This window comes from Tateyamaria sp. GN1-10, assembly GCF_055693845.1.
Genome location: NZ_JBVFUR010000004.1, coordinates 1,721,496 through 1,736,139, shown reverse-complemented (window position 1 = coordinate 1,736,139; position 14,644 = coordinate 1,721,496). Strand labels below are relative to the sequence as shown.

Below are 14,644 nucleotides of genomic sequence, written 5' to 3'. Positions count from 1 at the left end.
TGACACCGCGCCGTAGGGTAAGTCCTCAAAAGGCCGGGAACATTACCGGGCCGGATCAGAGTTCACAGATGCATCATGTCGCGGAACACATATGCCGCGATGTCTTCGCGGCGCAGGTTCATCGCAGCCAACTCTTCGTCTGTTTTGGCATTCAGTGCTTCAATGCGATTGAAGCGGCTTTCTGCGGCAGCCGACATGGCGGCGGAGTGACCCAGAGCGGCAAAGAAATTGGTGATCCGGTCGAGGATCGCGCTCAGGATAGATGTGTTGGAATGGGTGACATAAGCCATTGGGATACCTTGCATATCATGCGTTTAACTGTGTCCTCCCGTTGACCGAAATATAGGTGTTGGGCCGCAAAAACACCAATGCCGATACTGCATGGCCGCCTTGCGCAATTGTACGCTGTAAGGCGGGGGTGTCCCCCGCCGAAACGAAAAAAGCGTGCCTGTAGCGGCACGCCTTCATGCTTCGTAAGGCGGAGGTGTCCTCCGCCCTGCCGACGATCAGCCCACGTGGAAAAGCGTCTGGAACATGCGCGGGTCGATACTGTCGCCAGCGAACGTGTCCCCTTCGGTTAGGACTGAAACAGCGTCATGGCTGTGCAGGCTTTCCTGATGGCTGGCGACCACACGGAAATCTCCGATGCGTACATCTGCCAATAGCTGTTCGCTGAACAGACGCGCCGCATCCTCGACAAAGATCGGGTTGGCTGCGTTCAGCTCGGCAAATGCCTGTTCGTCCTCGCGCTTGACCATCACCTGCGTTTCCGTTGGGACTGCACGACGGCAGGCGTCAATCAGATCTTCGAACCACAGCGTGTCTGCGTCATCCTCGAGCGTAACCGAGATGCGGGCCACTGACCGTTGCGAGTGGGGTGTCGCCAATTGACCACGGGTTGCGCGGGCATGTTCGCTCAGTTCCAGCGAACATGGGCAAGTCGAAGAATAGACGTAGTCGAGATGCACAATGCGTTTGCGCACGCCCGCCTGCTCGACCAATTCCAGCGCGATGTCATAGTATTGGTAGCCCGACAGACCTGAACGCAGGCTTTCCACCTGCACCGGCATGCTGAACCGCATCTGAATGCGTGCGTCAAAGCTGTCGAGATCGGCCTTGTAGTCATCCAGCGCCGCCTCGATTACGCCAAAGGAGAACGTCTCTTCTGCATGCTTGTAGAACGACCGCATGATGCGGGACATGTTGATGCCCTTCTTGTCCGCCTCAAGGCTGACAGTACCGGTCACCGACGTCTCGAGCGTCAGAGGGGCGCCGTCGCGGCTTTCGATGCGCAGCGGCAGCCGGAAGTTCGAGATGCCCACATGCTGGATTCGTGTTTTTGCGCCGCGGATCAGACTGGATGGCCCGTTCTGCAGGTCGGGCAACGTGTCTTTGTACCCTTCGTCCACATCGAACCCCTCGGGGTAGTCGCGGGAAAAGGCCGGGTACTCGACCCCATCGCTGCCCGGCACAAGCCGCGCGACCGATGGATCGAGTTCAATGATATCTGTTGTTGTGGCGTTCTCGGCCCAGCGGCGGAGAAGATCCAGTGCTGCTTCGGCCTCGTCGCGTTCGGGTATTGCGGTGATGTCGGGCGTATGAATGTTCATAAAGTAGCCCCCCTTTCTGTCTGCGTGCCCAAGGTAGGTAAGCCGCCTTAGGCACATTTCCAATATTGCTAACAGTTACGTGTGAACCTGCAATATGGATGACAATTAAAAGGGGGCGCTGTCAGATTGCGGCACGATAACCCAAAGATGCATTATTGTGCCTTTTCCAAGGCTTGCAGGATATCCGCAACCAAATCGTTACCATGTTCAATCCCTACAGACATGCGCACAAGACCAGGCGTGATACCCAATGCGTCCTTCTGATCCTGCGGCAAACGCTGGTGCGTCGTTGTCGCGGGATGGGTAAGTATCGACTTGGCGTCGCCAAGGTTGTTCGAGATGACCGGGATCGTGAGCGCGTTCAGGAACCGGAACGCAGCCTCTTGCCCACCCGCAAGATCGAGCGACAGGACTGTGCCCCCGGCCCCGCCCATCTGGCGAGCCACCAGATCGTGCTGAGCGTGGTCCGGATGACCGGGGTAAATCATACGCGCCAGCGCGCTATGCCCATGCAGGGCCTCGGCCAGTTGCAGCGCAGATGCGGCCTGTGCCCGTACGCGCAATTCCATCGTTTCCAGCCCTTTGAGCATCACCCAGGCGGTGAAGGGCGACATCGAGCCGCCCGTGTGCTTCATGTAAGGTTCGACCGTTTTGCGAATGAACTCTTGCGTGCCAAGGATCACACCGCCCAATGCGCGCCCTTGCCCGTCCACGTGTTTCGTCGTGGAATAGATGACAACATCCGCACCTTGGGCGATGGCATCTGAAAAAACCGGTGTGGCAAAGACGTTGTCGACCAGAACGGTTGCCCCGACAGCATGCGCGAGTTCGGACACCGCGGCAATGTCCACCACCTCTAGTGTCGGGTTGGAAATGGATTCGAAAAAGACCGCCGTGGTGCCCGGCGTAATGGCCGCACGCCACGCCTCTACATCTGTGCCGTCGACAAATTCAACCTCGACCCCGTAGCGGGTCAGGACTTCTTCCAGGACATACAGACATGACCCGAACAGCGCGCGCGCCGACACCACTCGGTCGCCAGCTTTCAACATGGACGTCAATGCCCCGGACACAGCCGCCATGCCGGATGCTGTGGCAAAGCCGTCTTCCGCCCCTTCCAGCATCGCAATCCGCTCTTCAAACATGCGTACGGTCGGGTTGCCGTAGCGGGCATAGATGAACTCGTCATCCCCCGCTTTCTCAAACCGCTGCGCGGCCTGTTCGGCGCTGTCATAGACAAACCCTTGGGTCAGAAAGATGGCTTCGCTCACCTCGCCGTACTGGCTGCGGCGGACGCCGCCATGGACGGCACGGGTGCGGGCATTCCACTTGTCGGACATGTTCAAACTCCATCGCGGGCCTGAAAGGGGTCAGGCCACAAAAAACCCCCAGACGCGGGTCAAGCGAAAGGGGGGCTTTCATCCTGACCTTTTAGCGGAAATGTTTAACGTGGCCCGCAATCCGGTAACAAATCGCCACTTGGCTGGATTACGCCTGCCCGCCAGGGGCGTCAACACCGTCACGGTGCTGTAACTTAAATTTCATGCCTGCGTCATATGGCTAGAGCATAGGAGCCCCACAAAATGTGGTAGGAGGTGCAGCATGCCCATCCTGAGACTGAACGCTGGCCCGGAGGGGCTTGTGCTGCATGGTTCCCCGGCCCCGGCCCTGCCCACGCTGCGGAACGCGGCGCGGGGCGACGGCCCAATCATCATCCTGATCCACGGCTTCAAATACGACCCCGGCACACCGCGCTTTTGCCCCCATGGCCGTATCTTCGGACGCACGCGCCACCCCGAAAGCGCGTATCACACACAGTGGCCGCGTGCGTTGGGCTTTGCTTGCGGCCATGCGGACGAAGGATTGGCGATAGCCTTTGGCTGGCGCGCCCGCGGAAATCTGTGGCGGGCACAACGCTCGGCATGGGCGGCAGGTGTCGCATTGGCGCAGGCGATCCATACGATCCGCATCGTTGCCCCCCGTCGTCCGATCCACGCCATCACCCATTCCATGGGGTCCGAGGTGATGTTCGAAGCATTGCACCACCTGCCCGCGCATGCAGTGCAGCGCATCATCACTATCACGGGCGCAAGCTATGCCAGCGCCGTGAAAACGGCGATGGAAACACCAGCAGGCCGCACTGCTGAGTTACTGAATGTAACCAGCCGCGAAAACGACGTGTTCGATGCCATGTTCGAAAAGCTGATTGCTGCTGACGTGCCACAAGACCGTGCGATGGGGGCGGGTATCAATCTGGCAAATGCGGTTACGTTGCAATTGGATTGCCCACGCACATTGGGCGCATTGACCCGGTTTGGTGGTCACATCCACATGCCCAAGCGCCGGGTCTGCCACTGGTCGGGCTACACCCGGCGCGGTGCATTGCAGTTCTACGCTCGTGCCCTGCGTCACAGCGAAGAGCTGCAATTGCATGCTCTGCAAGACGCCCTGCCGGATGCCTCTGCCCCCCGTTGGTCCCGCATCTTTGCAATGCCACATATGCCATCGGACTTGCTTGGATGGCAGAAAACCGCATCATGACCGCCGGACTGCCCGGAGGATTGCATGATCGACCTGTACTATTGGCCCACGCCCAACGGCTGGAAGGTCTCAATTGCGCTAGAAGAATTCGGACTTCCCTACAACGTCCACCTCATCAACATCGGCGCGGGCGATCAATTCAAACCCGAGTTCCTGAAGATCGCATCCAACAACCGGATGCCCGCGATCACCGATCCGGATGGACCGGACGGTGCGCCAATCTCGATCTTTGAAAGCGGCGCAATCCTGCAATACCTGGCCCGCAAGACGGGTCAGTTCGGAGGCAGGACCGAACGAAACCGTATCGCCATTGATCAATGGCTGATGTGGCAAATGGGCGGCGTTGGCCCAATGGCCGGTCAAACCCATCATTTTCTCAAATACGCGCCGCAGATGGGGCAGGACATTCCCTATGCCAAGGACCGGTACCGGAATGAAACCGCGCGCCTGTATGGTGTGTTGGACCGCCAATTGGCCGGGAATGAGTATGTGGCCGGGGATTACTCCATCGCGGACATGGCGATCTGGCCGTGGGCGTCGCTTTGGGAAGGGCAGGAACAGACCTTGGACGACAAGCCGAACCTGGCGCGCTGGTTGGACACGGTCGGCAACCGACCAGCCGTGCAACGGGGACATGCGCTGCATCTGGACCTGCGCACGACCAAGCAAAGCAAGTCGGCACAAGACACCTTGTTCAACACAAAGAACTGACCAAGACGCTCTGGGGGGAGAAACAAAACATGTTCATGGTCAGCGACTACGTGGCCCCTGAGGCGGTGATACTGTCCGCCGGTGCCGTCTTTACCATCGGCTATCTGATCACAAACCAGATCGTTCTGCGGCTCATGATCCTGCTGGGGACGTGCCTTTATACGTACTACTACTTCACCGCCGCAGACACGCCGTTGTGGGAGGCGATTTATACGTCGATGGTCATGGGCACCGCGAACCTTATCGGTCTGGGCAGCTTGCTCTGGCACCGCTCTAACCTGGCCGTGCCCGCAGCGCACCGCGATATCTATCCCTTGTTTGAAGGGCTGCCGCCAGGTGACTTTCGCGATCTGATCAAACGTGCACGTCGCCACGTGCTGGATGAACGAACGCAAGTGACAACCGAAGGGGTCCAGCCGGATAAGCTGTACTACGTGATTTCCGGCCCCATCCATATCACGAAACGGGGTGAGCGTTTTACGATGCCACCCAACCTGTTCGTGGGCGAAGTTGCCTATGCCACCCACCAAACAAGTGCCGCCACAACCCGTCTGGATGCGGGCAGCGAAGTGCTGGAATGGGACGTGGCCGAGCTGCGCAAGCGGGCGCAGAAAAACTCGCGCTTTGCGCTGGCAATCGAGGCGATGATCACCAAGGATCTGGCACTCAAGGTCGCGTTTGCGGTCGCGCCCCATTCCGGAGATTGGAACGAAGACGCGGCAAATGCGCGGAGTGCGCGGGCTTAGGCCCCCTTGGCATCCTCGTCTTCGTCCGAGATCATGTGATCCTGAAGGGCTGCGAACTGCAGAAAGATGAACAGCATCATCGCGATCGGAAATCCGAAGGTTTCGATCTTGACCCACGCATCCGTGGACATGGTCCGCCAGATGACCTCGTTCGCCACAGCAAGGGTGGCAAACATCGCACACAGCCTGCGGGTCAGGATCATCCACCCCTCGTGCCGCATGGGCACCGCATCACTCAGAACAAAGGCCAGCCAGCTTTGACCGCGCAGCAGGCCGATCCCCAGAAGCAGAGCGAACATACCGTAGACGATGCTTGTCTTCATCTTGAAGAACCGTTCGTCATTGAACCACGCGGTGAGCGCGCCAAAGAAGATGACCATGAACGCGGTGAAAATCTGCATCCGGCTCAGCTTGCCCGTCAGAGCCCACAGCACAGCCATGGCGATCAGTATGATGGGCACGAAGATCAGCGTGGCGACGATAAAGCCGGAATACTCGGTCCCCGCCATTTCATAGGTGTTGTCACGGATGCGCAGGTAGATCAGGAAAAAGACCAACGGTGGTCCCAATTCCAGCACCTGTTTCAACAGGGGATTGATCTCGCGCACGTCTGCCATGCTCTTCCTCAAGTTATCCGCCCATCTCGACGATGACCGCCCCGGCGGCGATCAGCGCCATCAAGGCAATTCTGCGCGGTCCTACCGTTTCTTTCAGCACCAGCCAACCGATGATTGCCGCAAACACGGTTGAAGTTTCGCGCAGCACCGCCGCCTCGCCCACTTTATCCAGCCGCGTCGCCATCATGATGGAGCCGAAGCTGAGAAAGGCAACAATACCGCCGATCACGCCGCGTAACATCAGTGGCGGCAGTGCGGGGGCATCCTGCATCCGGCGCCAGCGCATGTAAGCGATGGGCGGCATGAAGATACCGTCAATCATGAAGAACCACGCGAGAAAGGTGAACGGGTTCTCGGTCGCGCGGATGCCGTAGGCGTCGTAGGTCGTGTAGAGGGCGACGAAGAGGCCGGTGATGACCGCCAGACCCAGCGCCATGGGAAGCGTTTCGCGGTTGGTTTGGAGGTGGCGCAGGTTGTAGAGCGCGAGGCCGTAGATGCCTGCCAGCAAGACGCCGACACCCAGCCATTGAACGATGGTGAAGGTTTCAGAGAACAGGAAGTAGGCCCCGATGACGGTGAACAGGGGGCCGGTGCCCCGCACCACAGGATACACCACCGTGAAATCCCCCTTGGTGTAGGCCCATGCCTGCAACAGTTTGTAGCCCACGTGGATCACGAAAACGACGGCGAAGATGGGCCACATATGCGGCTCGGGCCAGGGCACCACGAAGAGGGCGAAGGGGGCAGCCATGAGGCCGTAGGAAGCGTCGATGGCCCCGCGGGTCAGCCAGGGGTCATGCCGCCCTTTTTGGAGCGCGCCAAAAACAGCGTGGAGAAAGGCCGCCAAAATGGCGAGGTACAGGGCCACGGTGTGCCCCGTTTCAGTGCCCTCAATGCTGGCCAGCCATGCGGTCATTCAGGGGCTGTCCCAGCATGGGACATTTTGCAACCCCCTGATAGAAAGCGATAAAACACCTTACAATCCCGTTAACGCGGCCGCGAAGTCCTCGGGGTCAAAGGGCGACAGATCGTCGATCTGCTCGCCCACGCCGATGGCGTGGATGGGCAGCCCGAACTTGTCGGCCAGCGCCACGAGAACCCCGCCCTTGGCCGTACCGTCGAGCTTGGTCATCACAAGGCCAGAGACGTCCGATACCTCCTGGAACACCTTGACCTGATTGAGCGCGTTCTGACCCGTGGTCGCATCCAGCACCAAGAGCGTGTTGTGCGGCGCGCTTTCATCCTTCTTGCGAATGACGCGGACAATCTTGGCCAGCTCTTCCATCAGGTCGCCGCGGTTTTGCAGACGGCCCGCCGTGTCGATCATCAGCAGGTCCGCACCTTCGGCTTGCGCCTTGGTCATGGCATCGAAAGCGAGGCTGGCAGGGTCAGTGCCTTCGGGCGCGGTCAGCACAGGCACCCCTGCCCGTTCACCCCAGACCTGCAACTGCTCCACGGCGGCGGCGCGGAACGTGTCGCCCGCGGCAATCACCACCGACTTGCCTGCAGCACGGAACTGGCTGGCAAGCTTGCCGATGGTTGTGGTCTTGCCCGAGCCGTTCACACCTACGACCAGCACGACCTGCGGCTTTTGCGGGTAGAGCGGCATTGGTTTGGCGACAGGATCCATGATGCGGGCGATTTCCTGCGCCATGAGTTCCTTGATCTCGCGCACGGACAATTTCTTGCCCATGCGCCCTTCGGCCATGTTGGCGGTGACACGCAGGGCGGTGTCGACGCCCATGTCGGCGGCGATCAGCAGTTCCTCAAGCTGTTCCAGCATGTCGTCGTCGAGCGTGCGGCGCATGACGGGGGCCGCTTCGCGGCGGCCCAGCAGGCGGCCGAGGATGCCGCGCTTGGGTTGGTCGGGCTCTGGTGCGTCGTCGACCAGCGACACGGGCGCGACCGCAGCGGGCATTGCCATCGGTTTCGGGGCAACCACTTCAGGCGCATCTTGTGCTGCGGCAACAGGTTCTTCGGTTGCGACGTCCGTCGGACGCGGTGTGGGCTCAGGCTCAGGCTCAGGCTCAGGCTCAGGCTCAGGCTCAGGCTCAGGCTCAGGCTCAGGCTCAGGCTCAGGCTCAGGCTCAGGCTCAGGCTCAGGAACGATTATCGGTTCCGGGTCGGGTGCAACAGGTGTTTCGATGGGTTCAGACACAGGCTCCGGGTCCGAAATCACCGGCGCTTCGACCGGCGCAGGTTCAGGCATCGGATCGGACACCGGCGGCATTTCGACCGGTGTAGGGGCCGGCGTTGGATCGGGTGTGGGCACGATCTCGGGGTCAGGTGCCGCAGCCTCTTCGACACCGCCGTCTTCGACAATCGCTTCCAGCCCTTCGTCAATCTTGGACGAGGACTTGAACAGCCGATCCTTGAGTTTCTTGAAAAATGCCATGATGCCCCGATACTTGATCTGATCCCTGACCTAATACGAGCGCACGGGCATGAAAAGGTATGAGTTCTGGGCCATCGCCGTGTTGGTCCTTGGGATATGGTCCCCGTTTGCTGTCCTGGCGCGGTCTCCGGGCACCTTATGTTCGACTGGCGCGCTTGGGCCCGTGGCGTGTATCCGACCCGAACACGCAGCGTTCGATATCTGTCAGCATATCGAGGGGGCAAGCCGCAGGCATTTGCTTGACCCCGGTTTCTTTGCCCGGCTGCTGTGGCAGGAAAGCCGGTTTGATGCCAATGCGCTCAGCCCGGCGGGCGCGCAGGGGATTGCACAATTCATGCCCGGTACAGCTGCGTTGCGCGGGCTGTCGGACAGTTACAACCCGGCCGAGGCGATGGAGCGATCCGCGCAGTATCTGGCGGAGTTGCTGCGCCGATACGGGAATGCGGGGCTGGCTGCTGTTGCCTATAATGGGGGCGAACGGCGTGCCGACGGGTTCATCGCGGGGGATGGTCTGGCCGGTGAAACCATTGACTACGTGCAAATCATCACGGGCCTGACTGCCGAAGATTGGCGCGATGCACCGCCCGAGCAGCACGACTTTCGCCTTGATCCGAGCAAGCCGTTCATGCCCGCGTGCCTCGCTATGGCGCGCAACCGAAAGGTCAGTGCGATCAAAGGGATACCGGGCAAGCCGACCCTTCCGAAATGGGGGGCGCAGATCGGATTTGGCAAGACCAAGGCCGCAGCCCAGAGCAAAGCCAAGGACGCGGCGCGATCTTGCCCCGCCCTCGTGGACGCGCACGTGGATATAGTGTTTGTCAAAAATCGCGTGCGGGGGCGACCCGGCTATCACATGGCGCGGGTGTCTGGACATGACCGTGGGGCCGTGTCGAAAATCTGCCAGAGTGTGCGGGCGCAGGGGTGCCCCTGCGCCGTCTACAAGAACTGGTGATCAGATTTCATCCCCGAAATGCTTCATCGTCAGCTTGATCGGGTTCGGGGCCGCCTGCCCCAGACCACAGATGGAGGCATCTGTCATGGCGGTGCAGAGTTCATCGAGCAGCCCCTGATCCCATGTGTCGGCCTGCATCAGCTTGACCGCTTTTTCGCAGCCCACCCGGCAGGGTGTGCATTGGCCGCAGCTTTCATCCTCGAAGAACTTGAGCATGTTGAGTGCTGCGTCGCGGGCGCGGTCCTGGCCCGACAGGACCACCACCGCCGCTGAGCCGATAAAGGTGCCGTGCGGTTGCAGCGTGTCGAAGTCGAGCGGGATGTCGTTCATTGAGGCCGGGAGCAGGCCCGAGGACGGGCCGCCCGGTTGGTATGCTTTGAACACGTGGCCGTCGGCCATACCGCCCGCTGCGTCGATGATGTCGGTGATCGTGGAGCCCGCGGGCAGCAGGTACACCCCCGGCTGCGCGACACGACCCGAGACGGAGTAGCTGCGCAGGCCGGTGCGCCCGTTCTTTTCGGTGCTGTTCAGCACTTCGGGCCCTTCGCGGCAGATGCGCGCGATCCAGTGCAGGGTCTCGACGTTGTGCACCAGCGTGGGCTGGTTGAAGATGCCAACTTGCGCCACGTAAGGGGGCCGGTGACGCGGCAGGCCGCGCTTGCCTTCGATGCTTTCGATCATCGCGGATTCTTCGCCGCAGATATAGGCGCCCGCGCCGCGCCGCAGGTCGATATAGCCGGGTTTCGCGATGCCTGCGTCTTCCAGCGCCTTGATTTCGCGGGCGAGGATGTCGAGCACGGCGGGGTATTCGTCGCGCATGTAGATGAAGCACGTGTCCGCCTCGACCGCCCAGGCGGCGATCAGCATGCCCTCAAGGAACAGGTGCGGGGTGCGTTCGAGGTAGTACCGGTCCTTGAACGTGCCCGGTTCGCCCTCGTCCCCGTTCACGGCCAGATAGCGCGGACCCGCGTTGGCACGGACAAAGCCCCATTTGGTGCCGGACGGGAAGCCAGCACCGCCCAGGCCCCGCAGGCCGCTTTCCTTGATCTTGGCCTGCACGTCTTCCCAATTGCCGCTGCCGCGCAGTTGCTTGAGGGCCGTGTAGCCCCCTGCGGCGGCGTAGGTGTCCAGCGTTTCGTAGTCCGGGATATGCGCGTGGGTGTCACCGGCCGCGATGGCCGCCTGCACCTTTTCCGGTGTGGCGTTGTCGATGTGGTTGTGGCCCAGTTCAAGCACCGGGGCCGTGTCGCACCGGCCCATGCAGGGCGCGCGGAGGACGCGCACTTGGGTCGGGTTAAGGCCATCTTCGAGGGCGGATTTGAGCGCTTGGGCCCCCGCCAACTCGCAGCTGAGCGAGTCGCAAACGCGGATGGTCAGGGCGGGGGTGGGACCTCGCCCTCTTTCACCACGTCGAAATGGGCGTAGAACGTGGCGACCTCGTAGACCTCGGCCATGCTGAGGCGCATTTCCTCGGCCAGCGCGCGCAGGTGGGCGGCAGAGAGGTGGCCATAGGTGTCCTGGATCAGATGCAGGAATTCGATGAGCAGATCGCGGCGGCGCGGTTGGGCGCCGAGCAGCGCTTGCACCTCTTCCCAGGCCTGATCCTTGAGCGCGCGGCCCTTGGGGCGGACACGCCCCTTGCCCTTGCCCGATTTCCAGACACCTTTGCCCTTTGCCGACTCGTCCAGCGCCATCACACGCACTCCTGCCCTGATTTGGCCGAAGAATATCAGCGCAGGCAAAGCGCGATCAGCCCAAAAGCGACGCCCCGGCACACAAATCACGCGCGTATCGTCACCATGTCGCCGCCAATGGGTCACGCTTTGGCAGCAAATTGAAGCTAAACGCATCCTCTGTCAGGCTATGATACCGTCCAACCGCGAAAACCGGAGTGATTCTGCATAGATGCCGCCGCTGCTGCCTTTTGTCGTTGCAAGCTTTTTGCCCGGTGCCTGCCTGGCGCTGGCCTGTTTGTTGGGTGGGCCATGGCCGATTGCCGCTGTGCTGGTCATCACGGTTGTTGTCTTTTTCCTCGACAAGCTGCCTGTGCGTCCAGCGCCCTCTGACGAATCCGGCCACCGGCTGTCCGAGGCCCTGGGTGTTGCCCATTTCATCCTGTTGGGCCTGACGGTTTGGGCCATGGGCACGGATCTTGCGATGCTCGACAAAGGGCTGATCGTCGTGGCCGCCGGGCTGTATTTCGGGCAGGTGTCCAACTCCAATGCGCATGAATTGATCCACCGTGCGGACCGCTGGGCGTTTCGTCTTGGCGCGGCCTGCTATGCCTCTATCCTCTTTGGCCACCACACCAGCGCACATCGTCTGGTGCACCATGTCCACGCGGCCACGATAGCCGACCCCGCCACAGCCCGTCTCGGGGAAGGCTTCTGGGCCTATCTTGCACGCGCGTGGATTGGTGGGTGTCGCGATGGCCTATACGCCGAACGCAAACGCCATGGCGGCGCGCGACTTCCGCGACCCTACCTTTTTTATGGTTTGGCGTCTGCGCTGAGCGTTGCGGTTGCTTATGCGTTGGCTGGTGGTGCGGGCATCTTCGGTCTGATCCTTGTCAGCGCGTATGCGCAGATCCAACTGATGCTGTCGGATTACGTCCAGCATTACGGGCTGATGCGGCGCAGCATGCCCGGGGGTCAGTTGGAGCCGATGGGTCCGGCCCATTCATGGAACGCACCACACTGGTACTCGGCGGCGATGATGCTCAACGCGCCGCATCACTCGGCCCACCATGCTCGCCCGGCGACAGCATTTCCACGTCTGGAACTGGACGCAGAGACCATGCCCATATTGCCCCACTCCCTGCCAGTGATGGCCGTTTTGGCGCTTGTGCCACCCCTTTGGCGGCGCATCATGGACAGGCGGGCGGAACGATGGACGGGTGCCGCGGTGCAAGGCAGGATAACGCCAGCACCCGCATGAAACGACACGTCCTCTGGCAGGTTTCGCACAGCTCTGCCACAGTGGGCGCATGATCATTCGCCTCTTGCTGATCCCGCTGGCCTTCATAGGCGCCGCCGCCATGGCAGAGCCAATGACGGCGGCCGAGTTCGAAGCCTATGTGACAGGCAAGACCCTGTATTATGGCCGGTCGGGCGAAGCCTACGGCGCTGAAATCTATCACGAAAACCGGCGCGTTACATGGTCCTTTCTGGATGGCGAATGCAGGGATGGGACGTGGTACAATGACGGCCCCCTGATCTGCTTTGTCTACGAAGACCGCCCGGATCCGCAATGCTGGACGTTTGAGAAGAGAGCCGGCGGATTGATCGCAACCTTCGAGAATGATCCTGCCAGCACCGAGCTGTACGAAGCGCAGGATGTCGGCGAAGAAATGATCTGCCTTGGCCCAAAGATCGGCGTGTGAGCCGGGCGGACGACACGTCCGCCTTACAGATCTTGCATCACCGCGCCACAGACAGGGTGTAAGGCGGAGGTCACCTCCGCCTTATCCGGCGCGAGCTATGCTATGGAGCTTTGCCCGTAAGGCGCATCTTGATGCGCCCTAGAACAGCGATCCCTGTTCTGGCGGTTTGGTTGCAGATTTCTGCGCAGTGCTTTTTCCGCCACCCAGTTTCATGCGCCCGTCAGCGAATTCGATCTCAAGGCCACTGGCCTGTTCCGCCGCGGCCCGGCTGGTCAGGATCTGCCCCTCGCCCCGCACAACGGCATACCCACGTGCCAGCGTCGCCTTGTAGCTGAGTGTTTCACGCAGCCGATCCATGGCTGCAAGCTTGCGGTGCAGCCCCTCTAATTGCCTCTGACCAGCGGCTTGCATGCGGGCCGTTGCATCCCGCAGCCGTTCCGACTTACGCGCTGCATCCTGCCCAATCCGCGTCGGGGTCAGGCGGGCCGTGCGCGCCTCCAACCGTTCGCGTTTCGCAGCAGCGACACGGGCCAAGGCCGGTTCAAGTCGCATAGACAAGGCATCAAGACGACGTCTTTCTGCCTCAAGGCTGCGTCGTAAGGTGGCCGGACGCAGGCTGCCCGACACCTCGGATAGCCGCACCTTGCGCCGTTGCACACCCGCGATCAGCGCGGGTCCAAGTTGGCCGCCCGTCACGTCAAGCCGTTGGCGCGGCCCTTCGACCAGCGCATCCGCGCGCGGCAAGGCGCGGGCCAGATCGCGCAACCGCTGTTGCCGTCGCTGCATCCCGCCACTCACCGCGCCCGTCATCCGTGCGCCTGCCTGTTCGACCCAGGCCAGCAGTTCGTGGCGCACCGGTACGGCCATTTCGGCCGCCGCCGTGGGCGTGGGCGCGCGCCGATCCGACACGAAGTCGATCAGCGTGGTGTCGGTTTCGTGCCCCACTGCCGAAATCAGCGGGATGTCCGAGGTAGCAGCGGCGCGTGCGACCGCTTCTTCGTTGAAGCCCCATAGATCTTCCACCGAGCCACCGCCGCGCGCCACGATCAGCAGATCGGGTCGGGGCATGCCGCCCCCGGGCGTCAATGCGTTGAAGCCTGCGATGGCGCGCGCAACTTCGGGCGCACAATTGGCGCCTTGAACTGCGACCGGCCAGATCAGCACCTTGCGCGGGAACCGGTCCCGCAGCCGATGCAGGATGTCGCGGATCACGGCCCCCTGCAGAGACGTCACAACCCCGATCACCTCGGGCAGATAGGGCAAGGGCCGCTTGCGGGCGTCGTCAAACAGCCCCTCGGCGGCGAGCGCCTTTTTACGTTTTTCCAGAAGCGCCATCAGCGCGCCCTGCCCCGCAATCGCGATGCGTTCGGCATTGAGTGAGAATTTGGATTGGAAGCCAGAGGCCGTCATGCGGCCTTCGGCCACGACCTCCATCCCCTCCTCGGGCATGGTGCCCAGACCGCTGACCTGTCCTTTCCACGTCATGCAGGACAGGACGTTGCGATCATCCTTGAGATCGAAATAGAGGTGGCCGGAGCGTGCCAGCACAACGCGCCCGACCTCGCCCTTGATCCGGACCCAGCCCAGTTCGCCCTCGATCAGCTTGCGCACCTTGCCCGCAATCTCGGACACCGAAAACTCGGGTGTGTTCGAACCGGGAACGGGATCGTCAAGCAGGTCCATGGGCCAT

Annotated in this window: 13 protein-coding genes, 1 pseudogene and 1 riboswitch; of the genes and pseudogenes, 6 read left to right on the top strand and 8 right to left on the bottom strand. The window is 61.5% G+C overall.

Annotated elements, in window-relative coordinates; genetic code table 11:
• Positions 1-62 precede the first annotated feature (62 nt).
• From ACZ1HN_RS10340 to metZ, 3 genes are all read right to left on the bottom strand, one after another.
• Positions 63-290, bottom strand: coding sequence for a hypothetical protein (locus tag ACZ1HN_RS10340; RefSeq protein WP_299209523.1), 228 nt, complete (start codon positions 288-290; stop codon positions 63-65).
• 216 nt (positions 291-506) lie between these two features.
• Positions 507-1,610, bottom strand: a complete 1,104-nt coding sequence (gene folE2, locus ACZ1HN_RS10335; RefSeq protein WP_472727433.1) for a GTP cyclohydrolase FolE2 — start codon at positions 1,608-1,610, stop codon at positions 507-509.
• 152 nt (positions 1,611-1,762) lie between these two features.
• Entirely contained in the window at positions 1,763-2,950 is a 1,188-nt protein-coding gene (gene metZ, locus ACZ1HN_RS10330; protein WP_472727432.1) for an O-succinylhomoserine sulfhydrylase, read from the bottom strand.
• A 71-nt stretch (positions 2,951-3,021) separates the two neighbouring features.
• Positions 3,022-3,099: riboswitch (SAM riboswitch) on the bottom strand.
• Positions 3,100-3,212: 113 nt separating this feature from the next.
• Between metZ and ACZ1HN_RS10325 the strand changes: the two genes are divergently transcribed.
• From ACZ1HN_RS10325 to ACZ1HN_RS10315, 3 genes are read left to right on the top strand one after another with little or no spacing between them, the layout of a single operon-like run.
• Positions 3,213-4,151: an alpha/beta hydrolase gene (locus ACZ1HN_RS10325; protein WP_472727431.1), complete on the top strand. Its 939-nt coding sequence runs from the start codon at positions 3,213-3,215 to the stop codon at positions 4,149-4,151.
• Positions 4,152-4,175: 24 nt separating this feature from the next.
• Complete coding sequence (locus ACZ1HN_RS10320; RefSeq protein ID WP_472727430.1) at positions 4,176-4,862, top strand: glutathione S-transferase N-terminal domain-containing protein; 687 nt, start codon at positions 4,176-4,178, stop codon at positions 4,860-4,862.
• A gap of 29 nt (positions 4,863-4,891) precedes the next feature.
• Positions 4,892-5,608, top strand: a complete 717-nt coding sequence (locus ACZ1HN_RS10315; protein WP_472727429.1) for a cyclic nucleotide-binding domain-containing protein — start codon at positions 4,892-4,894, stop codon at positions 5,606-5,608.
• On the opposite strand, the gene ACZ1HN_RS10310 is transcribed toward ACZ1HN_RS10315, so the two are convergent.
• The 3 genes from ACZ1HN_RS10310 to ftsY are packed head-to-tail and all read right to left on the bottom strand — an operon-like array spanning position 5,605 to position 8,620.
• A complete protein-coding gene (locus tag ACZ1HN_RS10310) occupies positions 5,605-6,225 on the bottom strand; it encodes an inner membrane-spanning protein YciB (RefSeq protein WP_472727428.1) in 621 nt (206 codons plus the stop codon). The two genes, ACZ1HN_RS10315 and ACZ1HN_RS10310, sit on opposite strands and share 4 nt — an antisense overlap.
• A 13-nt stretch (positions 6,226-6,238) precedes the next feature.
• Positions 6,239-7,141 carry an EamA family transporter gene (locus tag ACZ1HN_RS10305; RefSeq protein ID WP_299771883.1) on the bottom strand — a complete coding sequence of 301 codons (903 nt, stop codon included), beginning with the start codon at positions 7,139-7,141 and terminating at the stop codon, positions 6,239-6,241.
• Between the two features lie 60 nt (positions 7,142-7,201).
• Positions 7,202-8,620, bottom strand: coding sequence for a signal recognition particle-docking protein FtsY (gene ftsY / locus ACZ1HN_RS10300; RefSeq protein ID WP_472727427.1), 1,419 nt, complete (start codon positions 8,618-8,620; stop codon positions 7,202-7,204).
• Between the two features lie 49 nt (positions 8,621-8,669).
• Between ftsY and ACZ1HN_RS10295 the strand changes: the two genes are divergently transcribed.
• Positions 8,670-9,572, top strand: a complete 903-nt coding sequence (locus ACZ1HN_RS10295) for a lytic transglycosylase domain-containing protein (RefSeq protein ID WP_472727426.1) — start codon at positions 8,670-8,672, stop codon at positions 9,570-9,572.
• On the opposite strand, the pseudogene ACZ1HN_RS10290 reads toward ACZ1HN_RS10295, so the two are convergent.
• Positions 9,573-11,266 (bottom strand): annotated as a pseudogene (locus tag ACZ1HN_RS10290) (NAD(P)H-dependent oxidoreductase subunit E). It lies immediately after the preceding gene.
• Between the two features lie 211 nt (positions 11,267-11,477).
• On the opposite strand from ACZ1HN_RS10290, the gene ACZ1HN_RS10285 reads away from it, so the two are divergent.
• Together ACZ1HN_RS10285 and ACZ1HN_RS10280 are read left to right on the top strand one after the other, a co-directional pair.
• Positions 11,478-12,509, top strand: a complete 1,032-nt coding sequence (locus ACZ1HN_RS10285) for an alkane 1-monooxygenase (protein WP_472727425.1) — start codon at positions 11,478-11,480, stop codon at positions 12,507-12,509.
• Between the two features lie 49 nt (positions 12,510-12,558).
• Positions 12,559-12,954 carry a hypothetical protein gene (locus ACZ1HN_RS10280; protein ID WP_299773029.1) on the top strand — a complete coding sequence of 132 codons (396 nt, stop codon included), beginning with the start codon at positions 12,559-12,561 and terminating at the stop codon, positions 12,952-12,954.
• A 138-nt stretch (positions 12,955-13,092) separates the two neighbouring features.
• Here the strand turns inward: ACZ1HN_RS10280 and xseA are convergent, their stop codons facing one another.
• Positions 13,093-14,637, bottom strand: a complete 1,545-nt coding sequence (xseA, locus tag ACZ1HN_RS10275) for an exodeoxyribonuclease VII large subunit (protein WP_472727424.1) — start codon at positions 14,635-14,637, stop codon at positions 13,093-13,095.
• Between the last annotated feature and the right edge of the window lie 7 nt (positions 14,638-14,644).

Coding starts and splice junctions, on each gene's coding strand:
- ACZ1HN_RS10315 (WP_472727429.1), top strand. CDS start 4,892: ATGTTCATGGTCAGCGACTACGTGGCCCCTGAGGCGGTGATACTGTCC.
- ACZ1HN_RS10320 (WP_472727430.1), top strand. CDS start 4,176: ATGATCGACCTGTACTATTGGCCCACGCCCAACGGCTGGAAGGTCTCA.
- xseA (WP_472727424.1), bottom strand. CDS start 14,637: ATGGACCTGCTTGACGATCCCGTTCCCGGTTCGAACACACCCGAGTTT.
- ACZ1HN_RS10310 (WP_472727428.1), bottom strand. CDS start 6,225: ATGGCAGACGTGCGCGAGATCAATCCCCTGTTGAAACAGGTGCTGGAA.
- ACZ1HN_RS10305 (WP_299771883.1), bottom strand. CDS start 7,141: ATGACCGCATGGCTGGCCAGCATTGAGGGCACTGAAACGGGGCACACC.
- ACZ1HN_RS10340 (WP_299209523.1), bottom strand. CDS start 290: ATGGCTTATGTCACCCATTCCAACACATCTATCCTGAGCGCGATCCTC.
- ACZ1HN_RS10325 (WP_472727431.1), top strand. CDS start 3,213: ATGCCCATCCTGAGACTGAACGCTGGCCCGGAGGGGCTTGTGCTGCAT.
- metZ (WP_472727432.1), bottom strand. CDS start 2,950: ATGTCCGACAAGTGGAATGCCCGCACCCGTGCCGTCCATGGCGGCGTC.
- folE2 (WP_472727433.1), bottom strand. CDS start 1,610: ATGAACATTCATACGCCCGACATCACCGCAATACCCGAACGCGACGAG.
- ACZ1HN_RS10280 (WP_299773029.1), top strand. CDS start 12,559: ATGATCATTCGCCTCTTGCTGATCCCGCTGGCCTTCATAGGCGCCGCC.
- ACZ1HN_RS10285 (WP_472727425.1), top strand. CDS start 11,478: ATGCCGCCGCTGCTGCCTTTTGTCGTTGCAAGCTTTTTGCCCGGTGCC.
- ftsY (WP_472727427.1), bottom strand. CDS start 8,620: ATGGCATTTTTCAAGAAACTCAAGGATCGGCTGTTCAAGTCCTCGTCC.
- ACZ1HN_RS10295 (WP_472727426.1), top strand. CDS start 8,670: ATGAAAAGGTATGAGTTCTGGGCCATCGCCGTGTTGGTCCTTGGGATA.